This is a genomic window from Sphingobium sp. CR2-8 (genome assembly GCF_035818615.1).
Classification (GTDB): Bacteria; Pseudomonadota; Alphaproteobacteria; order Sphingomonadales; family Sphingomonadaceae; genus Sphingobium.
In genome coordinates, this window is sequence record NZ_JAYKZY010000002.1 from 1012618 (window position 1) to 1035926 (window position 23309).

Below are 23309 nucleotides of genomic sequence, written 5' to 3' on the forward strand. Positions count from 1 at the left end.
CGGCCATTTCAAAATGGAGAAACGGGACTGCTACATGTGTTCGGAATGGCAATTTTCGGGAGGCTGTCGATTTGTTTGGATGACCGAGAGTAGGGCGGCTGGCGTCGGGCTGCTTGCCGCAGTGCTGATGGCGGCTTCTGTTGGGAGCGGTCGTTCGGTTACTCACTCGGGAACGACCGGGTCTGGTCGATAGTGTTGAAAAACTCGGCCTTGCAGTAATCGCATAGTCCTGATTCACTGTGTCTGTCGTTGGGAGGCAGGCTGATGATGGGTGCTCGGACGGTGATGCAGGAGGCGCTGTTTTACAGCTTCAGCCTGGAGGACCACGTGCCGCAAAGCCACCTGCTGCGGGCGGTTGACCGCTTTGTGAACCTGGACGGTATCCGGGAGAAGCTGCAGCCATTCTATAGCGAGACGGGCCGCCCTTCGATCGATCCCGAGCTCATGATCCGGATGCTGCTCATTGGCTATTGTCTGGGCATCCGGTCAGAGCGGCGCCTGTGCGAGGAAGTGCATCTCAATCTGGCCTATCGCTGGTTCTGCCGCCTCGGCCTTGATGGAGCGGTGCCGGATCATTCGACCTTCTCAAAGAACCGCCACGGCCGCTTCCGGGATAGCGACCTATTGCGGGAATTGTTCGAAATGACTGTCACGCGCTGCATCGAGGAGGGATTGGTCGGTGGCGAGGGTTTTGCCGTCGACGCCGCCTGATCAAGGCCGACGCGAACCGCCAACGCGGTGTGCCTGGCGAGGAGGGCTTGCCCCCGGACATCGTCAATCATGCTGCCCGGGAGTATCTGGAGGTGCTCGATGCCGCAGCGTTTGGGGCTGCATCGCCCGTCACGCCCAAATATCTGTCGCCTGCCGATCCCGCAGCGCGCTGGACAAGCGCCCATGGCGGGCAAGCCTTCTTCGCTTACAGCACCAACTATCTCATCGATTTGGCAAACGCCGTGATTGTTGATGTTGAAGCCACCACGGCCATTCGTCCCGCCGAAGTGACAGCGCAGCGAACGATGATTGACCGAACACAGGAACGTTTTGGCATCTGGCCCCAGCGTCTGGCCGCCGATACTGGTTATGGCGATGCCGCCAATATCGCCTGGCTTGTCCATGAGCGCGGCATCGAACCGCATATCCCGATTTTCGATCACGCGAGGCGCCGGACCGGAAGTTTCCAACGCGACGAATTCCGCTACGATCACCAACATGATCTCTATGTATGTCCCGGCAGCAAAGAGCTGTTCCCGCGCCGCAGGAACTTTGCGGCGCTGCGGGGCGACGTCGATCAAGACGGGTTTATCCGCTACTGCGCCAGCAAACATGACTGCGATGCCTGCGCCCTCAAGCAGCAATGCTGCCCCGGTCAGCCCAATCGCAAAGTGATCCGATCAATTCACGAGGGTGCACGAGATCTGGCAAGAGATCTGTCCCAAACCGACGCCTATGTCACATCCCGCCGCGAGCGGAAAAAGGTTGAGATGCTGTTCGCCCACCTCAAACGCATCCTCAAGCTCGACCGCTTGCGCCTTCGAGGGCCAAACGGGGCAAAGGACGAGTTCCTCCTTGCAGCCACGGCTCAAAATCTCCGCAAATTGGCAAAGCTGATCCCGATCCCCGCCGCACCGGCGCTCGCATAACCGGGACGGGCCCTCCAGACCGTGCCCAAGCTGGTACCAGCCTCGATCTCAGTGGCGGGTTTTTCAACACTATCGGTCGGTTCCCGCCGAAACGGCGGCACGGTGAACGACTGATTTCAGGATCGCAAAGAGGGTGTCGAAAGGTTCGCAACTGGGTGGGGAGCAAACGCCTCGCGCCGGTGAAGCGGCGCGACCGCGCTCTACCGCTCGAAGCCAGGCTTCTCGCCGCCGAGCCCCCGTCGCCGGGTCTCGGCCTGGCGGTGACGATCGGCTGGCGCGGGTCAGCGTCCGCTGACCTGATGGAGCGGGGCTGAGGACGCACACTGCCGGACGGCTGCGCAGCCGGCCAGGGTGCGGCGCCCGATTGGCGGCCCCGCAGGCACGCCGGCCTCTCGGTCGGGCGGTGCGTCCGGTTTCGCGAGGCTGTCGACAAGTGCCGCCTTGGCCTGCGAATCCCGACCCTGCACCGCTGACCCGACCGCGCCGGCCGGGGGCCATTTTTTCGTTGGCGGCGGCTCCGCCGCCGGGAAGTGCTGCGGTCGCCGCTTGGGCGACGGCGCTGTTGGTGGCCTCTCCCGGTGGCGCGGGAGTGGGCGGCGCTCCCTGCTAGGCCCGCTCGCGTCCCCGGCAAGCCGGGCTGCGCCCGGCTCCTCCACTGACGTTGCGGCCCTTTGGGTGCCGACGCCGCTAAAGCGGGCCTTTTCGGTTCGCATCCTGCCGCCCACCCCCGCTTCCGGGGGAGGCCATGGTGGTTTTGGGGCGGTGCAGGAGGTAAATGATGCGTTCTCCCACGACTGTTCGCGCGCGCGGCAAGGGCCGGAGACCCATGGCGTCCAACGGCGGAGCCCCAATCGCGGCCAAGGCCCGTGCAGAGTCCGAAACGGCGCGCACGAACCTTTATGACGAGGTGACGGCGCGGATCATCGCCGAACTGGAGGCGGGCCGCTTGCCTTGGGTTCAGCCTTGGGGGCGTCCCGATGGTGATGGCATCGCAGTAAGCCCCGGACTGCCGCGCAACGCCCTTACCGCACGCCGTTACTCTGGCGTGAACATCCTTATCCTGTGGGGCGCAGTGATAAAGCAGGGCTATCCCTCGCAGGGTTGGCTAACCTTCAAACAGGCGCTGGAGGCAGGGGGATGCGTCCGCAAGGGCGAGCGCGGCACCACCGTCGTCTATGCCGACCGCTTCACCCCCGAGGCCGAGAAAGTGCGCGCCGTCGAAACCGGCAGCGACGCCAAGTCCATTCCCTTCCTGAAACGCTTCACCGTGTTCAACGTCACGCAGTGCGAGGGATTGCGCCCCGGCCTCGCGCCCGATCCGGCCCCCTTGCCCGAACGCCAGATCGTGCCGGTCGCCGAGGAAGTGATCGCCGCAAGCGGCATCGAGTTCCGCGTCGGCGGCAATCGCGCCTATTATGTGCCCGCGCAGGATTATGTGCAGGTGCCGCCGCAACCGGCCTTTTTCGAGCAGATCAACTATTATCGGACCTGCCTACACGAACTTTGCCACGGCAGCGGCCACCCGTCCCGGTTGAACCGCAATCTCGTCAACAGCTTCGGATCGAAGGATTATGCCCGCGAGGAATTGATTGCCGAAATGGGTGCGGCCTTTCTCTGTGCCGCGCTGGGCATCGTCCCGACCGGCCGTCACGCTGATTATCTCGGCAGTTGGCTGGACGTGCTGCGCGAGGATAACCGCGCGATCTTCCGCGCCGCCAGCGCCGCCAGCAAGGCCGCTGACTGGCTGCTGGCGCGGCACGCCGCCGCGCAGGTCGAAGCGGTTCAGGCCGAGGCCACCCAAGGCGACACTTCCTGCGATGAGACCGGCGAACGCCAAGCTCCGCAGGACGAAAGGCTCTCGGCATGATTTTAGCTAGTGGCCAGCATCAATGGTTCAGCGCGTGAGCCGGAACGCACGCTTACCTTGGTAATCGATAAGCAAGGAGATGCACATGGAAGTGCTAGCAATCTCTATTAACGACACCGCTAAGGCGCTCGGCATCGGTCGGTCATCGGTTTATGCCTTACTCAAATCTGGCAAACTTGATGCGATCAAAATCGGTAGGCGAACCTTGCTGACCACTGAGTCCATCAAGCGGCTGGCACAATCCCGAGATATGGCTTGATACGCCAGCGCTACACGGCTCTTGCTGAAAAAATGCCCGCGGTGGAGTAGGGCAGGGCGGGCCTGTCATCTGTTTCCGCCCTTTCGCAGTTCATCCATATAGTCGCTCCACCACTGCGCCATTTCGACACGTTCGGCCCAATAGGCGGACTGGTTATATATGCGACGTACGGACCCGGCCACCATATGTGCCAGTGCGCGCTCGATGGCATCCGGGTTCCATTTGCCGGATTCGTTCAACAGCGATGATGCGGACGTGCGGAAGCCGTGGGCCGTCATTTGCTCTTTGGAATAGCCCATGCGCCGCAATGCCGCGTTGATGGTGTTTTCGCTGATCGGTCTTGCTCGGGTGCGGATCGAAGGGAACACATAGCGCCCGGAGCCGGATAAGGATCGCATGGCTTGCAGTATCGCGAGAGCCTGCCGAGACAGAGGCACCGAATGGGGCTGGCGCATTTTCATCTTGGTTACCGGGATCGTCCAGACAGCTTTGTCGAAATTAACCTCAGCCCATTCCATTTGCCGCAGTTCGCCCGGGCGCTGGAAGACATGAGGTGTGAGTTTAAGGGCGTACATGACGGCAGGATCGCCCTGATAATCCTCGATAGCGCGCAGGAGAGCGCCGAACTCGTTTGGATCGATGATGGCGGCGAAGTGCTTGACTCGCGGTGTGGTCAATGCGCCGATCAGGAGTTGCGCCGGATCACGTTCGGCACGTGCCGTTGCGACTGCAAAGCGGAAAACGCGGCTGGCAAAGGCGCGCAGCAGATTGGCGGTTTCCAAGCGGCCACGTCGTTCATGCTTCTGCAGTTCATGAAGAAGTTCCTGAGGCGTGATATCGGTGACAGGCCGCTTTCCGAAGTCTGCCCCCATCAGTTTCACAAACCAGCGCATCTTCTCTAGCGTTGGCTCAGCCAACCCCTCACGCGCTTTCTTCTCTATCAATTCCTCGGCCACGCTAGCGAAGCTGTTGCTGGCCCGAATGCTCGCCTCAATGCGGGCTTGTCGTTTGGCTACGTTGGGATCAATCGCATGAGCCAGCTGCCTCCGGGCGGCATCCCTGGCAGCGCGCGCCTCGGCCAAGGTAATCTCGGGATACGCCCCGAGCGACAGTTTCCGTTCTACGCCGTCGATCCGGTATTTGATTCGCCACAGCTTGCTGCCTCTTGGATTGACGAGCAGATACAAACCTTGGGAGTCAGTAACCTTGTAAGGCTTATCTGCGGGCTTGGCATTGCGGATAGCGGTATCGGTTAGCACCATTGGGGGCCTCAATTCTGCTGGGGCCTTTGAGGCCCCCAAATTAGGCCCCCATAATCCGCAATTGCAGGCAAACAAGGGCATCCACTGACAATCAGCGAATGCCCATAAACTACCGGAAATCAGGGATTTTTCAACTGCTGGCAGACGTCGCCAGACAGGATTTTGGAGGCCCGAGCCGGAATCGAACCGGCGTGCAAGGATTTGCAGTCCTCTGCGTAACCACTCCGCCATCGGGCCTCGGCGTGGGAGGCCGCAAATGTGCGGCTTTGTCGCTAAAGTCAAGCGGGCGATGGGTAGCCTGGGCGAAGAAACTTGCCTGGCTCCGCGCAAAGCCGCTTGGCGTGGGCTGCTCGCTGATTTAGAGGTCCGATGATCCCCTTAGTGTATTGCATTGCCAATACAGTTGTGCCAAGCCCACTGGACCAAGCGAGAAACTATCGTGACCGAGCAGAATTATTCTTCGATGCGGACCGCCATGGTCGAAAGCCAGTTGCGGACCAGCGACGTGGACGACCAGCGCGTGATCGCTGCGATGGCCAAGGTGCCGCGCGAGGATTTCGTGCCCGCGGAGCGCCGCGCCATGGCCTATGTCGACCGGCCCATTCCGCTGGATGGCGGTCGCGCGCTCAATCCGCCGCTGGTGACGGGCCGCCTTTTGTCCGAAGCGAAGATCGCGCCGGGCGACAAGGTGCTGCTGATCGGCGCGGCGACCGGCTACGCCGCGGCGCTACTCGTGGACCTGGGCGCGCAGGTGACTGCGGTCGAGGAAGCGGGCGGGCCTGAGATTACAGTGTCCGGCGTCACCGTCGTGCGCGGCGCGCTGCATGGCGGCGCGGCCGATGGCGCGCCCTATGATGTGCTGTTCATCGACGGCGCGGTGGAGGAAGTTCCCGCGACGCTCGTTCAGCAACTTGCCGAGGACGCCCGCGTCGTAACCGGGATCGCCGATCGCGGCGTCACCCGCCTGAGCAGCGGCCGGGTGGTTGCGGGGCATCTGGGTCTTGGCAGCCTTGTCGATATCGAAATGGTGGTGCTGCCTGGGTTCGGCGCACCCAAGGGATTTGTGTTCTAAAGAGATGATGGGCGGGGACAGATGACGGGCAAGCGCATATTCTATCGGCATCATGCCGCAGCCGCTTTGCTGTTGCTGTCTTCCGCCCTGACCGTAGGCCCCGCCGGGATCGCGCGGGCCGAAACCTTGCAGCGCGCGCTGGCGAAGGCCTATGCGACCAACCCGACGCTGACCGGCGCCCGCGCCGGGCAACGGGCGACGGACGAGAATGTGCCGATCCAGAAGGCGGCCGGGCGACCCGGCCTGGACGTGACGGGCAGTTTTTCCGAAAGCATCCTGAAACCCACGATCAGCTTCACATCGCCCCAGCGGACGGTGAACGCCAATGCGCAGCTGAACGTGCCGCTCTATGCCGGTGGGGCGGTGCGCAATGGCGTGAAGGCAGCCAAAGTGCGCGTGGAAGCCGGTCAAGCCAATCTGCGCGGCACCGAAGCGAGCATCTTCACCCAGGTTGTCGCCGCCTATATGGACGTGATCCGCGACAATGCGGTCGTGTCGCTCAACAGGTCGAACGTGAAGGCGCTGGAGGTCAATCTTCAGGCCACCAACGACCGGTTCGAGGTCGGCGACCTGACCCGCACCGACGTGGCCCAGTCGCAATCGCGTCTGGCGCTGGCGCGGTCGGACCTGCAGACGGCGGAGGCCAATCTGGTCACGAGCCGCGAAAATTATATCGCGCTGGTCGGCGATACGCCCGACGGGCTGGATGCACCGCCCACGTTGCCCGGGCTTCCCGCGACGCCGGTCATCGCGGTCCAGGTCGCGATGAACGATAATCCGGATATATTGGCGGCCAAGAAGAACCGGATCGCCGCCGGTTACGACGTGAAGGTCGCGCGGGCCGGGCGTCTGCCGACGCTGTCCGGGTTCACCACGGCGGGTTACACAAACTATCTGCACACGCTGGGCGGCAGCGCCCAGGATGTGGACGGCAATGCCGTCGAAGGGCCACAGGTCAACAAGCAGGCCACCGCTGGCGTCCAACTGACCATCCCCCTCTATCAGGGTGGCCGCCCCGCCGCGCAGGTGCGCCAGAACCAGGCGCGCGAATCGCAGGCGATCGAGCGCGAGATCGAGGTGGAGCGCAGCGTCATTTCGCAGACGCGGGCGGCCTATGCGAGTTGGCAGGCGTCGCTGGAGAGCATCGAGTCCAACCAGCGGGCGGTGGAAGCCGCAGAGCTGTCGCTGGAGGGCGTACGCGCCGAAAATTCAGTCGGCAGCCGCACGATTCTCGACATCCTCAACGCCGAGCAGGAAGCGGTGAACGCCAAGGTTCAACTGGTGACGGCGCAGCGTAACGCCTATGTCGCGGCCTTCAGCGTCATCGCCGCCATGGGCCATGCCGAAGCCGATGATCTGGGCCTGGACAGCGGCACGCTCTACGACCCGATGGTCAATTATGAGCGGGTAAAGGGCAAGTGGCTGGACTGGAGCTTCGATCCCAAGCCGATGCCAGTCGCCACGCGGACCGTTGACACGCCCGCGCAAAACGCCAATGTCGACGCCACTGCGCATAAGCCTTAACCGCTTGTTAACCCGGCTGGGTAATCTTAACGGCGTAAAGGGTGCGCAATGGATTTTGGACGGGGACTATCCATGGGTGACATGACCAAGGAACCCTCGATGGAAGAGATACTCTCGTCCATCAAGCGGATCATCGCCGAAGAAGGCGAGGAAGCGGTGCAGGCTGCGCCGCGGCGTATGCGCGCCGACGCGAAGGCCGCCGCTGCGGTTGCCCCGATCGAGACGCCCGTCGAAGAAGTGCTGGAACTGACCGACGAGGTCGCGGAGGAGAACCCCATGCCTGCGCCCAAAGCCGCCACCCCCCGTACGCCTGCAAGCGCCGCCGGTTCCGCCAGCGCCACGGGCGACGAGTCGATCCTGTCGGTCGAAAGCGAAGTGGCCGCGCGGCATTCGCTGTCGGCGCTGTCCACCATGTTGATCGCGCCGGTCGATGGCGGCGACAATACGCTCGACGGTCTGGTCCGCGCGATGCTCAAGCCCATGCTCAAGGAATGGCTCGACGCCCGCCTGCCCGCATTGGTCGAAGAGATGGTGGCCAAGGAAATTGCGCGCATCACCGGCCGCTAAGGTGATGCTTGCCGCCGTTTGCGCGGCGGCCTAGACCCTTGTCATCCTGACGATGCTGCATCGGCGCGGACATGCGCCGATGGTATCGCCCGTTCGATCCAAGGGTGATTTCCATGAAGACTTTTCTGCTCGCTGCGGTCGGTGCGATGGCTCTGGCCGCTACGCCCGCGCTCGCCCGTCCGTTCACGCCCGCCGACATGGTGGCGCTGGACCGCATCGCCGCGCCTGCGGTATCGCCCGACGGCCAATGGCTGGCCTATCAGCAGCGCAGCACCGACCTGGCGGGGAACAAGGGTCGGATGGACCTCTATCTGCTGAACATCGGCAAGGCGGGGCAGGCGCCGCGCCTGATCGCGTCGAAGCCAGACAAGAATGAAACAGCGCCAGTCTTTTCGCCCGATGGATCGGCGCTCTATTTCCTGTCGAACGCCAGCGGCGACGATCAATTATGGCGCGTGGCGATCGGCGGCGGCGAACCGGTGCAGATCAGCAAGGCGCCCGGCGGCATTTCCGGCTTCCTGCTCAGCCCCGACGGGACGAAGGTCGCGCTATGGGCCGATCGCCCGGTGGGGGCGAAGACGATCGATGACGTGAAGCCCGACGCGCCCAAGGACGCGGGGTCCGCGCGCGTGTACGACCAGATGTTCGTGCGCCACTGGGACACATGGAGCGACGGTCAGCGATCGCAGATCTTCGTGATGCCAGTCGCGGGCGGCCCTGCCGTGTCGGTGATGGGCGGTCTGGTCGGCGACAGCCCGTCCAAGCCGTTCGGTGGCGGCGAAGAAATAAGCTGGAGCAAGGATGGCAGCACGCTGTTCTTCGCGCTGCGCGAGGCCGGACGGATCGAGCCGTTGTCGACCAACCTCGATATCTTTTCGGTTCCGGCGGACGGCAGCGCCGCGCCCACCAACCTGACCAAGGCGAACGAAGCGACCGATACGTTGCCCACCGTGTCGCCCGACGGCCGATGGCTGGCCTATGTGGCGATGCAGCGGCCGGGCTATGAAGCCGACCGCCAGGTGCTGATGCTGCGCAACGTCGCGACCGGCGCGACGAAGGCGCTGACGGAGGGATGGGATCGATCCGTCGCGTCGATCGCCTGGGAAGCCAATGGCAAGGGGCTGCTCGTCACCGCGAACGACGTGCTCGACAATCCGGTGTTCCGCGTCGATGCCGCGTCGGGCAAACTGACCCGGCTGACGCAGAAGGGGCATGCGGGTAGCGTCGTGCCGCTGCCCAAAGGCGGCTTCGTCTATGCGATGGACAGTATCCAGTCGCCTGCCGATTTCTGGAAAATGCCCGCTAAAGGCAAGCCCGTCCGCCTGACGCAAGTCAACGCGGCCAAGCTGGCGGGGGTCGATGACGTGTCGGTCGAAAGGTTCAGCTTCAAGGGCGCGAATGGCGACACCGTCTGGGGGCAGATCGTCAAGCCGCTGAACCCCTCGGCATCAGGCACGCGCGCCAAGTTGCCGGTCGCTTTCCTGGTCCATGGCGGGCCGCAGGGCAGCTTCAATGATTCATGGTCCTATCGCTGGAATCCCAAGGCGTTCGCGGCCCATGGCTATGCCGCGGTGATCGTCGATTTCCATGGCTCCACCGGATATGGGCAGGCCTTCACCGACGCCATCAACAAGGATTGGGGCGGCAAGCCGTTGGAAGACCTGAAACTGGGACTGGCCGCAGCGGCAGCGAAGGATGCGGATATCGATGTCGGCAACGCCTGCGCGCTGGGTGCCAGCTATGGCGGCTATATGATGAACTGGATCGCGGGGCAGTGGCCCGACGGCTTCAAATGCCTGGTCCAGCATGACGGCGTGTTCGACGCCCGCGCCATGGCCTATGAGACCGAGGAATTGTGGTTCGACGAATGGGAACATGGCGGCCCCTATTATGAGAAGCCGGAAGAATATGAGAAGTGGAACCCGGTCAATCATGTCGCCGCCTGGAAGACGCCGATGCTGGTGGTGACGGGCGAGAAGGATTTCCGCATTCCCTACACGCAAGGGCTGGCCGCCTTCACCGCGCTCCAGCGGCGCGGCGTACCGTCCAAGCTGCTGGTCTTCCCCGACGAGAATCACTGGGTTTTGAAGCCTAAAAACTCGCTGCAATGGTATGGCGAGGCGCTGGGCTGGCTGGACAAGTGGACGGCCAAGTAAAAGCGCTGGAACCTGAAGGGAAGGCGCATTACAGCGCCTTCCCATGACCGAATTGCCCAAAACTTTCGACCCCGCCGATATCGAATCCCGCTGGTACGCCCATTGGGAAGCCAATGGCTTGTTCCGCCCGGAACGGCCGGACGCGACGCCCTTCACGATCGTCAATCCACCGCCGAACGTGACCGGCAGCCTGCATATCGGCCATGCGCTCGACAATACGTTGCAGGATATCGTGATCCGCTACGAGCGGCTGCGCGGCAAGGATGCGCTGTGGGTGGTCGGCACCGACCATGCGGGCATCGCGACGCAGATGGTGGTCGAGCGGCAGTTGAACGCCAAGCAGCAGAAGCGCACCGACTTCACCCGCGATGAATTCGTCGCGAAGGTGTGGGAATGGAAGGCGGAGAGCGGCGGCACCATCACCGGCCAGTTGCGCCGTCTGGGCTGTTCCATGGACTGGGCGAACGAACGCTTCACCATGGACGAGGGCTTTTCCAAGGCGGTCGTCAAGACCTTCGTGGAACTGCACAAGCGCGGCCTGCTCTATCGCGACAAGCGGCTGGTGAACTGGGACCCGCATTTCCGCTCCGCCATTTCGGACCTGGAGGTCGAGACGGTCGAGACGAAGGGCGGCTTCTGGCGCTTCCGCTATCCGCTGGCAGATGGCGTGACGCTGGCCGATGGCAGCGACCATATCGTCGTTGCGACGACCCGGCCCGAGACGATGCTGGCCGACATGGCGGTGGCGGTGCATCCCGACGACGAGCGCTACAAGGATGTCATCGGCAAGGATATCCTCCAGCCGATCACCGGTCGGCGTTTTGCTATCGTCGCCGACGAACATGCCGATCCGGCACTGGGATCGGGCGCGGTCAAGATCACGCCGGGGCATGATTTCAACGACTTCGACGTGGGCAAGCGGGCGGGGTTCAAGGCCGGCGACATGCTCAACATGTTCGATGCTGACGCCAATGTCGTCCAGACCGCCGACGGGCTGATCCCCGATCGCTTTCTGGGGCTGCACCGCTTCAAGCGCGATGGCGTGGACGGCGCGCGTGAGGCCGTGGTCGAGGAGATGAAGGCGCTTGGTTTCCTCGTGCCCCATATCACCAAGGACAAGGAAGGCGAGGAAGTCTCGGCCGATTTCGAGCCGCGCACGATCCAGACGCCGTTCGGGGATCGCTCCAATGTGGTCATCGAACCCTGGCTGACCGATCAGTGGTATGTGGACGCCGAAAAGCTGGCGGTCGCGCCGATGCAGGCGGTCCGCGACGGCGCGATCGAGATCGTGCCCAAGACGTGGGAAAAGACCTTCTTCAACTGGATGGAGAATATCCAGCCCTGGTGCGTGTCGCGCCAGCTTTGGTGGGGGCATCAGATCCCGGCGTGGTTTGGTTTCCCAATTTGGGGGGCACACTTCCCCAAGCTACAAACTGATAGAATTGGTGATCCTTCGTCGGCGTTGCCGACCTTTGTTGCGGAAAGTGATGATGCTGTCATTGCGAAGGCAGAAGCATTTTATCGTGAGCATTGGGATTTAGAAGGAAAAGCGTTTTCTGTTGTCATTGGCGACGAAGCCGGACTGAATGTTGACGGCGATAGCGTGACGGCGATGATCCGCCGCGATCCCGATGTCCTCGACACCTGGTTCTCGTCCGCGCTCTGGCCGTTCGGCACGCTGGGCTGGCCCGAAGACGAAACCACCGTTCGCCCTGAGCTTGTCGAAGGGCCACACTTCTCTTCGGAAGAAAAGGACGGGGCTTCGACAGGCTCAGCCCGAATGGGTCAGAGCCTATTGCAACGCCATTACCCCAATGACCTGCTGATCAGCGGCTTCGACATTCTGTTTTTCTGGGACGCGCGGATGGCGATGCAGGGGATGGAGTTCATGGGCGAAGTCCCGTGGCGCAAACTCTATCTGCACGGTCTGGTCCGCGCGGCGGATGGGCAGAAAATGTCCAAGTCCAAGGGCAATGTGGTCGATCCGCTGGGCCTGATCGACAGGTTCGGCGCGGATGCGTTGCGCTTCTTCATGGCGGCGATGGAGAGCCAGGGCCGCGACGTGAAGATGGATGAGAAGCGGGTCGAGGGATACCGCAACTTCGCGACGAAGCTGTGGAACGCCGCGCGCTTCCTCCAGTCGAACGGCGTCACCGCGTCTACCAGCCATGAAGCGCCCCACGCCACCCTGCCGGTCAACCGCTGGATCATCGCGGAGACGGTCGCAACCGTGCAGGCGATCGACACGGCTTTGGCTGACCTCCGCTTCGATGCGGCCGCCAACGCCATCTATCATTTCGTCTGGGACCAGTTTTGCGACTGGTATATCGAATTGACCAAGGGTGCGATGGACGACGAGACGCGCGCCGTTGCGGGCTGGGCGTTCGACCAGATTTTGGTGATGCTCCACCCGTTCATGCCGTTCATAACCGAAGAGTTATGGCACCTTACCGGCGAGCGTGCGAACGCCCTGATCGTCGCGCAATGGCCGCAGGCGCTTGCGGCGGTGGACACGGACGCGCAGGCGGAGATCGACTGGCTGATCCGCCTCGTCAGCGCGATCCGGACCGCGCGCACCGAACTCAATGTGCCGCCCGGCGCGAAGCTGCCGATGGTGGTGCGCGATGGATCGGAAGAGACGCATCGTCGGCTCGATCGCCAGGGCGTGGCGCTGGCGCGGCTTGGTCGCGTGGAAAGCCTGACCTTTGGCGAACCACCGGCGGGCGGCGCGGCGCAGATCGTGGTGGACGAAGCGACCTTCATCCTGCCGCTGGAAGGTGTGATCGACATCGCGGCGGAAAAGACCCGCCTTGCCAAGGCGCTGGCCGCCGCAGAGAAGGAGCGGGATGGCCTTGGCGGACGCCTGTCCAACCCCAGCTTCGTCGAGAAGGCCAAGCCCGAAGCCGTCGTCAAGGCGCGTGAAGATCATGCCGAGAAGACGGCGGAAGCGGAACGGTTGAAGGCGGCGCTGGATCGGCTGGGCTAGATTTTTCGGAAATAAGCAAAAATCCGTTCGGGCTGAGCTTGTCGAAGCCTTCTTCTTGTTGAAGAAGGAAGGCCCCCTTCGACTGACTGCTTGCAGCAGTCGCTCAGGACAGGCTTCGACAGGCTCAGGGCGAACGGGGCATGGGGCTATTCCACAAGCCTGACACAGGGGAAGAGGCAGGCCGATGGCAGCAAGCAGACCAGGCGCGAAAGACCTGACGCAGGGACCGATTGCCGCGACCCTGCTGCTATTCGCCATTCCCACGCTGGCGTCCAATATCCTCCAGTCGCTCAACGGATCGATCAACGCGATCTGGGTCGGCCGCTTTCTGGGTGCGCAGGCGCTGGCGGCGACGGCGAACGCCAATATCATCATGTTCCTGATGTTTTCGGTCGTGTTCGGATTTGGCATGGCGTCCACCGTGGTCATCGCCCAATCGGTCGGCGCGCGCGATCTGGACGCGGCGCGGCGCGCCTTCGGATCGGCGGTCGGCTTCTGTTCGATCCTGGGGCTGGGGGTCGCGATCACGGGCTGGATCGGCGCGCCCGCGCTGCTGCGGCTGCTGGCGACGCCAGTCGAGGCGTTCGACCTGGCGCTGGTCTATCTGCGCGTCATCTTTTTCGCGATGCCCGCCACCCTGTTGGTCGTCATGATCATGATGGGGCTGCGCGGCGCGGGGGACGCGAAGACGCCGTTGATCTTCATGATCGCCAGCGTCGCCATCGACCTGGTGCTCAATCCGGTGTTGATCCTGGGGCTGGGACCGGTTCCGGCGTTCGGCATCGCCGGATCGGCGGCGGCCACGGCGGCGGCGGGCATCATCAGCCTGATCGGCGTCATCGCCTATATCTATGCCAAGGATCTGCCGCTGCGGCTGCGGGGGGCGGAGTTGCGCTATCTGCGACCCAGTGTCGACCAGTTGCGCGTCCTGTTCGCCAAGGGGCTGCCCATGGGGTTGCAGATGATCGTCATGTCGGCGTCCGGCCTGGTGATGATCGGGCTGGTCAATCGGGAAGGGCTGATGGTGACGGCGGCCTATGGCGCGGCGCAGCAGATATGGACCTATCTTCAGATGCCCGCGATGGCGATGGGCGCGGCGGTCAGCGCCATGGCGGCGCAGAATATCGGGGCAGGGCGCTGGGACCGGATCAGCCGTATCACCCGCTACGGCATCTTCTATCTGCTGGCGATCACCGGGGCGATGATCGCGATCATCCTGCTGTTCCACAACGGGTTGCTGTCGCTGTTCCTGGGCAGCAACAGCGAAGCGATCGCGGCGGCGTGGAACATGCAATTGCTGGCGTCGTGGAGTTTCATGATGTTCGGCTGCACGATGATCCTGTTCGGCGTCATGCGCGCCAATGGCGTGGTGATGGCGCCGCTGCTGATCCTCTGCTTCACGCTGTTCGGCGTGCGGCTCGGCTTTTACGAACTGGCTTATCCGATCCTGGGTGCGGACGCGCTGTGGCTGAGTTTTCCGGCGGGGTCGGTCGTGTCGCTGTCGCTGGCATGGGTCGTCTATGCGCGTGGCGGCTGGCGCAAGACGCGGCTGCTGGTGCCGTTGCATGAGGAACAGTGCCGCGAGACGGCCAATAGCGACGCGGAACCGGCCGGGCGCATCGCGCCAGTCGGTTGAGGACTCGGTCTACCGTCCCTGGTTGCGCCAGCGGGTAATGGTGCGATCCAATATGTCGGCTTCGCTGCCCGCCTGACGCCACAATTCGGTGAAGCTGGGGTCGCCCGACGCGGGGCGGCGATGTTCTTCCAGATTGTCGAGCGCGACGCGGATCGGCACCGCGACGCCCTCGCCGCAGATGATCGCCTCCCGATTGCGCAGCGCCGGAATGGAATCGAGGAAACCGCGCGCGCCTTCGGGCATGGCGGCCCGCACGAAGGCCTGGTCGCGGTCGTTGTTGAGGCGCATCGAAATAATCGTGCCGCATTGCGACAACACGCCTTCGGCCAGATCGGACGGGCGCTGAGTGATGAGGCCCAGCGAAATGCCGTATTTGCGACCTTCCTTCGCGATCCGCTCCAATATCTTGCGCACCGCCTGGCCCGACCCGGTGGTCGTGTTGGGGATGTAGCGATGCGCTTCTTCGCACACCAGCAGGATGGGCCGCTGCGGCTCGTCACGCGCCCAGATGGCATAGTCGAACACCAGCCGCGACAGCACCGACACCACGGTCGATGTGATGTCGGACGGCATGGCCGACACGTCGATGATGGAAATCGGCTTGCCATCGGACGGCAGACGGAAAATCTTGGCGAGGAAAGCCTGCATGGTGTCTGCGACCAGCATGCCCGAAAACATGAAGCTGTAGCGTGGGTCGGCCTTGATCTCGTCGATCTTGGTTTTCAGGCGCATATAGGGCAGCGAATTGGTGCCCTTGTCGAGCTTCCCCATCTCATTCTGGAGGATGGTGGTGAGGTCGGACAATAGATAGGGGATCGGCGAATCGACCGTCAGCCGACCAATGCTTTCAGCCAAGCGGTTTTTCGATCGGGCCGCCAGCAGGCATTTGGCGAGGATGTCGCTGTCCACCGTCCGTTCGGAGCCGGACGATGTGACGAACACCTCACAATGTTCCTCGAAATTCATCAGCCAATAGGGCAGGGCCAGATTGGTGACGTCGAACACCGCGCCATTGTCGGCAAAGGCTGCGCCATATTCGCCATGGGGATCGATCATGACGATATGGCCCTGCGGCGACAGGTCGCAGATGCGGTGCAGGATCAGTGCGGCGCTGGTCGACTTGCCGGTGCCGGTGGAGCCGAGCAGCGCGAAATGCTTGCCCAGCATCGAATCGACATAGAGCGCGGCGCGCGTATCGGTGGTGGGATAGACGGTGCCGATCTCCACATTCGCGCGATCGTCGGCCGCGTAGATCTGCTGCATATCCTGGCCGGATACCGGGAAGATGTCGGTGCCGGGCGTGGGATAGCGGGTGACGCCGCGGCGGAAGCGATGGATGCGCCCGGTTAGCGGCTCCTCGTCCCCTTCGCCCAAGAAATCGATGTCGGCGACGATGCCCTTGCTGGCCTGATCCAGCGTCAACGCCCGGACGCTGGCGACCAGCCAGCTATCGCCCACCCGCATCTTCACCTGGCTGCCGACCTGGCCCGCCATGGCGGTGCAGGGGTCCGCGTCATGCTCCAGCAGCGCCAGACGCTGGGCGTCGATCAGCACCTTGGAACTGGAGCCCGCGATCTGGAACACCATGCCCATCGACTGGATCGACGCGAGTTGCGCGGGTCCGGCGGCGGACGAGAATATGTGTGCTCCCGGCATATGGGTCATGAGCCTTTGACGTCCCTTCGACCGGAAAGGCTTCCGGTTAACAGGCCGCTTCTAGGCAATAGAGGTAAATATTGGCTTATCTCGTCCTCGCGCACGGCCCGCACCAGATTGAAGCGGCAAAGTTAAGAGTCGCTGAGCCGGGGTCCGATATGGACCAGTCGAGCAGCGCAAAAGGAACATGGATTAATTTCGGGCATTAGAATGGGACAACATTCAGGATCGCCGTTTGCCCGAAATCCTAAAAATAGATGGGGCGCGCCGCTCCGCCGCGATCGCGATAGCCAGGGTCATCTGCATCCTGGGCGTCGTCTATGTCCATGCCTGGACCGGGCTGAATGGCGAAGCCTTGAAGACGATGCGCGGCAGCGGGCAGGACAATCTGCGCTGGCTGCTGATGGAATTGTTCGGCCGCAGCGCCGTGCCGCTGCTGGGCGTGATCTCCGGATGGCTGGTGGCGACGTCGCAAGGCACCCGCGACTGGGGCAAGCATGTGCGGCGTAAGGCGCGCACGATATTGCTACCGATGGCGCTTTGGAACATCATCGCGATCATTCTCGTGTCCGGCGCGGCCTGGCGGTTCGGGCTGTCCGCGCCCTTGCCGCAATCGGGCTGGTGGACGGTCAACGAAGTCCTGATCCTGACCCGCAATCCCGACATTAACGTGCAGATGCCTTTCCTGCGCGACCTGTTCCTGTGCATGATAGCCGCGCCCCTGCTGGTGCGGCTGCCTGGCTGGTCGCTGGCGCTGATCGCGGCGGTGGCGGCGGTCTGCCACATCTTCGGCCTGGGCCCGCCCGTCCTGATGCGCGCGTCGATCCTGGTTTTCTTCACGCTCGGGATATTGGCGCAGCGCGGCAATTGGGCGGAACGCGTGGCGAACCGCCCGATGCTGCTCGTTGCCGCCCCGTTCTTCCTGTTGATGGCGGCGCAACTCTATGCCGCCATTACGGTCGGTGACGATGCGTGGCCGCTGGGCCAGCGCGCTCTGGATATGGCGCTGCGTGTTGCCGCTGCTGGCGCTTTCTGGCGTCTGGCCTGGGCGCTGGCTGCCAGCCCCGCGCGCGCGGGGCTGTTGCGGATCGAACCCTATGCCTTCTTCCTGTTCAGCGCCCACCTGATCCTGATCTGGCTGTTCGGGCCTGTGCTGGGTGGGCTGTTCGGGAAGATGGGGTCGCCCTTCTACCCCTTCTACCTGATCCTCCAGCCGGTCATGGTGCTGGGCGTCGTGGTGCTGGTGGGCGCTACCCTACGCCGGATCGCGCCGGGTGCGGCGGCGATCCTGAGCGGCGGACGATTGAAGAAGGCGGAGCCTCAGACCGTTTCGCGGCTCGCCACCGCCTGAGCGGCGGCCATCGCAATGGCGAAGCTGTGCTTGCGCGCGGCGGGATCGAAAATCTGGCCGGTCAGGATCAGTTCGTCCGCCCGGGTGCGGCGTAGAAATGCGTCGATGTCACGCTCCACATCCTCCTGCGTACCGATGCTGGATACGCTCAGCACGTCGGACAGCATCGCCTGCGCCTGCGCGGGCAGTTGGTCATAATAGCCTGCCACTGGCGGCTGGAGCTTGCCCGGCTGCCCGGTGCGCAATCGCACGAAGGCCTGCTGCATCGAACTGGCGAGCAAGTGGGCCTCCGCGCTCGTATCAGCGGCGAAGACATTATAACCCGCCATCACATAGGGATATTTGAGCTGGGCCGATGGACGAAAATCGCGGCGGTATATCTCGATAGCCTCGTCCAGCGCGGCGGGCGCGAAATGGGACGCGAAGGCATAGGGCAGGCCCAGCGCGGCGGCGAGTTGCGCGCCATAGAGGCTGGAGCCGAGTATCCACAGCGGCACATCCGCGCCTGCACCCGGGGTCGCCTGGATGCTGAGCCTTTCGTCGTTGGCGAAATAGGCCTGCAATTCCATCACATCGCGGGGGAACTGGTCCGCTCCGCCTGACAGGTTGCGCCGGATCGCCTGGGCCACCCGCTGGTCCGAACCGGGCGCGCGGCCCAGGCCCAGGTCGATGCGGCCGGGGAAGAGCGCGTCGAGCGTGCCGAACTGTTCCGCGATCACCAGCGGCGCGTGGTTGGGCAGCATGATGCCGCCCGCGCCGATCCGGATGGTGGATGTCGCCTGCCCGATATGCGCCAGCACGACCGCCGTAGCGGCCGACGCGATACCCGCCATGCCATGATGTTCGGCCACCCAGAAACGGTGATAGCCCAGCTTTTCGGCATGGGCGGCAAGGTCGGCGGCATTGGCCAGGGCGGTAGCGACATCATCGCCTTCGCGAACGGGGACGAGGTCGAGCAGGGAAAAGCGGGTCATGCCCTGCATATGGGGGCAGGGTGGGTTTCACTTCAAGACGGAAATCAGATGGCCCGGCCAAATCCCTGCACTGGCGCTTCGACGCGGCGGCCAAAGCCGGTGGGGCGACGCGGGGCCAATGGGTTGGCGTCCCGATCGAGCAGCGCCATCGTTTCGGCAAAGCAAGCGCGCAGGGCGACGACGACCTCGATCAGTTCGTCGGGGCTTTGATGCATTTCCACGCAGCGGCGAGCGACCATTTCGATCTCTTCCGCCATGGCGCTCAGCCGGAATGCCCCGAACTGCGCGGATTCCCCTTTCAGAGTGTGGGCAGGCGTGACCAGCGTGGCGGCGCTGCGGGCGCGAAACGCATCTTCGATAGCGCGGATCGATTTGGCGCCGTCTTCACGAAAATAGCCCAGGATGCGCGGGAAGGCGGCGCCCAGCTCGCTGCGGGTCCGGGTCAAATCGCCTGCACTGACCAATTCGGTATCGAGATGGGACACCCGCGCCGCTCCTTAATCCAACGGCGCAGAGATAGACGCGGCGTGTAAACAGCCGGTTAAAGGGCGTGGCGATGCCGCCGATCTGGTCGCTGTTCAGCCCGCGCGCGAAAGGGCGTATCGATGATCGCCCAGCGCCGCGAAACTATATCCCTGCGCCGTTGCCAGCGCCGCCAATTCACGTCCGGCGATCGGATCGTCCGCTTCGATCACGATATGGGTCGCATCGCGCAACGCGCGCGCCGCGCGCAGGGCGGGCCAAGGGCATTTCATGCCCCTGGCGTTCACCATGACCGGATCGGCTGCCATGCCTTTACTTGGTCGCGAACGGGTTCTTCTGGCTGCGCAGCGTCATGCGCACCGGCACCGCGCCGAAACCCAGTTCCCGGCGGATGCCGTTCACCAGATAGCGGCGGTAGCTTTCGGGTAGATCATCCAGCCGCGTCCCAAACAGCACGAAGGTCGGCGGCCGGGTCTTGTTCTGGGTGATGTAGCGCAGCTTGATCCGCTTGCCGCCGGGGGCTGGCGGCGGATTGGCTTCCAGCGCGGTTTCGAACCAGCGGTTGAGCACGCCGGTCGATACGCGCTGCGACCAGGCGGTGCGGGTTTCGAAGGCGACATGGATCAGGTCGTCCAGCCCCTTTCCGGTGGCGCCCGATATGGTCATGATCGGCACGCCGCGCACCTGCGCCAGACCCTCGTCCAGCGCCTTCTTGATGCCCTGGTACAGCGCCGATCCATGTTCGACCGTGTCCCATTTGTTGAGCGCGACGACGAGCGCGCGGCCTTCCTCCAGCACGCGGTCGGCGATGCGCAAATCCTGCGCCTCCAGCCCGCGGGTGGAATTGATCATCAGGACGACGACTTCGGCGAAGTTCACGGCGTTGATGCCGTCGGATACCGCCAGCTTTTCCAGCTTTTCCTGCACCTTGGCGCGTTTGCGCATGCCCGCCGTGTCAATCAGGCGGACGGGGCGTTCCAGCCCGTCCCGGCTGGTCCACATCCAGTCGACTGCGATGCTGTCGCGCGTGATGCCCGCTTCCGGCCCGGTCAGCAGGCGGTTTTCGCCCAGCAGGCGGTTGATGAGCGTGGACTTGCCCGCATTGGGACGGCCGACGATGGCGAGCTTGAGTGGCGCGCCTTCCTCATCCTCGTAAAATTCCTTTTCGTGCGGCTCGTCGCCTTCGCGCTCCAGATGGGGGAGCAGCGCCTGGAACAGGTCGGCCATGCCCTGGCCATGTTCGGCGGAGAAGGGGATGGGTTCGCCCAGCCCCAGGCTGTAGGATTCCATGACGCCATCATCCGCCGCCTTGCCCTCCGCCTTGTTGGCGACCAGCACGACCGGTGCATCGTTGGCGCGCAGCCAGCGGGCAATTTCCTCGTCCAGCGGGGTGATGCCCGCGCGCGCGTCGATCATGAACAGGGCGACGTCGCAATTTTCGACGGCTGCCTCTGTCTGCATCCGCATGCGGCCGGGCAGCGACTGGGCGTCCTCATCCTCATAACCGGCGGTGTCGACGATCGTGAAGTCGAGGCCCAGCAGATGCGCTTCCCCCTCCCGCCGATCGCGGGTCACGCCGGGCTGATCGTCAACCAGCGCCAGCTTCTTGCCGATCAGGCGGTTGAACAGGGTGGACTTGCCCACATTGGGACGCCCGACAATGGCTACGGTGGGCAGCATGGAGGCCCGTTTCCTTCTTAAAAATTCAAAATCGATAAACGCCGTGCTCCCGCGCAGGCGGGGGTCCGGTCCAGATGGGAGAACCGACCCCCCGCCTGCGCGGGAGCACGCTTAGCATATTTGTGTCGCTTAACGGAACGCCGTCAATTTCCCGTCGTCGGCCAGCACATAGAGCATGTTGTTGGCGACGATCGGGAAAGCGACATGGAGCGATCCATGTCCACCGTCGATTGCACCGATCCGGTGGCGGGATCGACATAGACCATCTCACCGCGCGTCGACACGACGATCAGGCGCCCACCGGCCAGGATCGGGCCGGTCCAGCGGATCGCCTTGTCCTTCTTCTTTTCCTTCTGCCAACGGCGCAACTGGCTGACCCAGCGGATCTTGCCGGTGGCGCGCGCGATGCAGAGCAGCCGGGCGTCGCTGGTCACCGCGAACACCCATTCGCCGACCACCCAGGGGGTGGATATCCCCGCGATGTTGATTTCCCACAAGCGCTGGCCGCTGGTGAGTTCGTAGCTCGCCATGCGTCCGCCCTGGCCGATCGCGAAGACGCGGCCACGGTCGATCACCGGATCGGCGTCGATGTCCGTCAGCGACGCCACGGCGGTCGAGATGCTGGTGCGCGACAGCGCGTCGCCCCAGAGTGTACGGCCATTTTCATAGCGATAAGCGTTGATTTCACCCGAACTGTAGCCCGCGATCACCGTGCCCTGCGCAGCGGCAGGGGCCGCCACGCCGAAAATGCCGGTGACCTGCAACGTGCCGCTGTCGGTCCACTGGGTTTCGCCGTCCGACTGGTTGAGCGCGAAGACCTGATTGTCCTGGCCCATCACATAGGCATGACCGTTTTCCAGCGTCGGCGCACCACGCAAAGGGCCGGACAGATGCTTCTTCCAGATGATCGCGCCATCGGAGACGTTGAGCGCGAAGACGTCGCCCAGCCCCGTGCTGGCGAACACCCGGTCCCCCAATACGCTGACGCCGCCGCCGAACAGCGATCGGCCATTGCCCTTGCCCTCGGACGGCAGATTGGTCTGCCACAGCTTCCCGCCGCTCGCCGCGTCATAGGCGATGACATGTGCGCCGGCGTCGGTGACGAACAGCTTGCCGCCCGCCACGACCGGCGATGCGGCCAGGCGCGCCTGTGGCGAACTGCCCTCTATCGACACGCTCCACACCTGCGAAGGGGAGCCGCCGAGCGACACATGGCCCATCGCCTTGGACGGATCGCCGCCCGGCTGCGACCAGCTGTCGTTGACATAGGGCGCGGGCAGCGTGACCGGCACATCGGCCAGGCTCGGTTCGACCTCGACCCCCTGCTCGTTGTTCAGGATCGACATGCGGTTGCCGACGACCGGCGTCTTGGGGCCGCCCTTTTTGCCACCCACGATGCCGCAGCCCGCCAAAAGGGCGACCAGCGCGGCCATGGTTACGGCCCGACCTATCGGCGCGAAGGCTTTCATGCTCGTCATTCCCATCCGCTCGGTCATCCTTCGCTCGGCTCGGTCGGACTTTCGACCGCGTCGATCCCCATTAATCCTGCCATCTGTCGCGCGCGTGAACGGATCGACTGCGGCACATTGGCATCTTTCGCCATGGCGGCGAACATCGGCCCGGCCAGATCGGTCTTGCCCATCTTCATATACGCGATGGCGACCAGTTCGCCCGCGCTGCCGAACCAGGGCGCGCCTTCGATGGCGAGCGGCTTGAGCCGATCGACCACCTGCTGGGGTTTCAGGGCGTCAAATTCCAGCGCCGTCTGACGGATCAACGCCAGGTCGCGATAGGGCTGGTCCAGTCCGGTGTCGGCGGCCATGGCGGCATAAAGGGCGATCGCACCCTTCGTGTCGCCCTTGCGCGATGCAACGCCTGCCTGCGTCAGCAGGGCGGAGGCGCGATAGCCCGGCTGGGTCGCCTTCGTCAGCGCCTCGACCTGCTTGGCGTCGGGCGTGCCGCCACCTGCCGCGGTCGTCAGCACTTCGTCCATCCGTTCGGACACGGCTTGCGACTGGGTCTTGCTGTAATGCTGCCAGTAGAGCCAGCCACCAAAGGCAGCGAGGCCCAGGATGACGGCAGCCAGAATCCAGCGCCCATAGCGCTGCCAGACGGTCAGAAGCTGGTCCTGGCGGACGGCGTCATCGACCTCTCGCATGAAGGCTTCGCTATTTTGCGGCGTCAGGGCCACGGGAT

Annotated in this window: 16 protein-coding genes, 1 tRNA gene and 2 pseudogenes; 10 read left to right on the top strand and 9 right to left on the bottom strand. The window is 63.7% G+C overall.

All coding sequences use genetic code 11. The annotated features are described in order from the left end of the window. Nucleotides 1-264 precede the first annotated feature (264 nt). The 3 genes and pseudogenes from U5A82_RS08855 (at nucleotide 265) to U5A82_RS08865 (ending at nucleotide 3766) form a co-directional block, all read left to right on the top strand. Nucleotides 265-1640 (top strand): annotated as a pseudogene (locus tag U5A82_RS08855) (transposase). A gap of 826 nt (nucleotides 1641-2466) precedes the next feature. Beyond that, entirely contained in the window at nucleotides 2467-3507 is a 1041-nt protein-coding gene (locus tag U5A82_RS08860; protein ID WP_326292891.1) for an ArdC family protein, read from the top strand. An 85-nt stretch (nucleotides 3508-3592) separates the two neighbouring features. After that, a complete protein-coding gene (locus tag U5A82_RS08865) occupies nucleotides 3593-3766 on the top strand; it encodes a helix-turn-helix domain-containing protein (protein WP_062732997.1) in 174 nt (57 codons plus the stop codon). 65 nt (nucleotides 3767-3831) lie between these two features. On the opposite strand, the gene U5A82_RS08870 is transcribed toward U5A82_RS08865, so the two are convergent. Continuing rightward, a complete protein-coding gene (locus U5A82_RS08870; RefSeq protein ID WP_224547761.1) occupies nucleotides 3832-5028 on the bottom strand; it encodes a tyrosine-type recombinase/integrase in 1197 nt (398 codons plus the stop codon). Between the two features lie 163 nt (nucleotides 5029-5191). After that, nucleotides 5192-5265, bottom strand: a tRNA-Cys gene (locus U5A82_RS08875). 202 nt (nucleotides 5266-5467) lie between these two features. Here U5A82_RS08875 and U5A82_RS08880 point away from each other — a divergent pair. From U5A82_RS08880 to U5A82_RS08905, 6 genes are all read left to right on the top strand, one after another. Continuing rightward, nucleotides 5468-6100 (top strand): protein-L-isoaspartate O-methyltransferase family protein, encoded by a 633-nt coding sequence (locus U5A82_RS08880; protein ID WP_326290222.1) that lies wholly within the window; start codon nucleotides 5468-5470, stop codon nucleotides 6098-6100. 21 nt (nucleotides 6101-6121) lie between these two features. Then, nucleotides 6122-7624, top strand: a complete 1503-nt coding sequence (locus tag U5A82_RS08885; RefSeq protein WP_326290223.1) for a TolC family outer membrane protein — start codon at nucleotides 6122-6124, stop codon at nucleotides 7622-7624. Nucleotides 7625-7696: 72 nt separating this feature from the next. After that, complete coding sequence (locus tag U5A82_RS08890) at nucleotides 7697-8191, top strand: DUF2497 domain-containing protein (protein WP_326290224.1); 495 nt, start codon at nucleotides 7697-7699, stop codon at nucleotides 8189-8191. Between the two features lie 113 nt (nucleotides 8192-8304). Next, nucleotides 8305-10347, top strand: a complete 2043-nt coding sequence (locus U5A82_RS08895; protein ID WP_326290225.1) for a S9 family peptidase — start codon at nucleotides 8305-8307, stop codon at nucleotides 10345-10347. 43 nt (nucleotides 10348-10390) lie between these two features. Beyond that, the gene (locus U5A82_RS08900) at nucleotides 10391-13333 is read left to right on the top strand and encodes a valine--tRNA ligase (protein ID WP_326290227.1); all 2943 of its coding nucleotides are present in this window, start codon (nucleotides 10391-10393) and stop codon (nucleotides 13331-13333) included. Between the two features lie 184 nt (nucleotides 13334-13517). After that, nucleotides 13518-14969, top strand: coding sequence for an MATE family efflux transporter (locus tag U5A82_RS08905; RefSeq protein ID WP_326290228.1), 1452 nt, complete (start codon nucleotides 13518-13520; stop codon nucleotides 14967-14969). Nucleotides 14970-14978: 9 nt separating this feature from the next. Here U5A82_RS08905 and U5A82_RS08910 read toward each other — a convergent pair whose 3' ends face one another. Next, nucleotides 14979-16634 carry an ATP-binding protein gene (locus U5A82_RS08910; RefSeq protein WP_326290230.1) on the bottom strand — a complete coding sequence of 552 codons (1656 nt, stop codon included), beginning with the start codon at nucleotides 16632-16634 and terminating at the stop codon, nucleotides 14979-14981. A gap of 226 nt (nucleotides 16635-16860) precedes the next feature. On the opposite strand from U5A82_RS08910, the gene U5A82_RS08915 reads away from it, so the two are divergent. Then, nucleotides 16861-17976 (top strand): acyltransferase family protein, encoded by a 1116-nt coding sequence (locus U5A82_RS08915; RefSeq protein ID WP_326290232.1) that lies wholly within the window; start codon nucleotides 16861-16863, stop codon nucleotides 17974-17976. Here U5A82_RS08915 and U5A82_RS08920 read toward each other — a convergent pair. From U5A82_RS08920 to U5A82_RS08945, 6 genes and pseudogenes are all read right to left on the bottom strand, one after another. Beyond that, the gene (locus U5A82_RS08920) at nucleotides 17946-18950 is read right to left on the bottom strand and encodes an LLM class flavin-dependent oxidoreductase (protein ID WP_326290233.1); all 1005 of its coding nucleotides are present in this window, start codon (nucleotides 18948-18950) and stop codon (nucleotides 17946-17948) included. The two genes, U5A82_RS08915 and U5A82_RS08920, sit on opposite strands and share 31 nt — an antisense overlap. Nucleotides 18951-18994: 44 nt before the next feature. Continuing rightward, nucleotides 18995-19435 carry an Hpt domain-containing protein gene (locus U5A82_RS08925; protein ID WP_326290235.1) on the bottom strand — a complete coding sequence of 147 codons (441 nt, stop codon included), beginning with the start codon at nucleotides 19433-19435 and terminating at the stop codon, nucleotides 18995-18997. A gap of 93 nt (nucleotides 19436-19528) precedes the next feature. Next, a complete protein-coding gene (locus U5A82_RS08930; protein ID WP_326290237.1) occupies nucleotides 19529-19741 on the bottom strand; it encodes a sulfurtransferase TusA family protein in 213 nt (70 codons plus the stop codon). 4 nt (nucleotides 19742-19745) lie between these two features. After that, nucleotides 19746-21113 (bottom strand): ribosome biogenesis GTPase Der, encoded by a 1368-nt coding sequence (gene der / locus U5A82_RS08935; RefSeq protein ID WP_326290239.1) that lies wholly within the window; start codon nucleotides 21111-21113, stop codon nucleotides 19746-19748. Between the two features lie 129 nt (nucleotides 21114-21242). Further along, nucleotides 21243-22609 (bottom strand): annotated as a pseudogene (locus U5A82_RS08940) (outer membrane protein assembly factor BamB family protein). Next, a complete protein-coding gene (locus U5A82_RS08945; protein ID WP_326290240.1) occupies nucleotides 22606-23304 on the bottom strand; it encodes a tetratricopeptide repeat protein in 699 nt (232 codons plus the stop codon). The pseudogene U5A82_RS08940 and the gene U5A82_RS08945 overlap by 4 nt, the downstream one beginning before the upstream one ends. Nucleotides 23305-23309 lie beyond the last annotated feature (5 nt).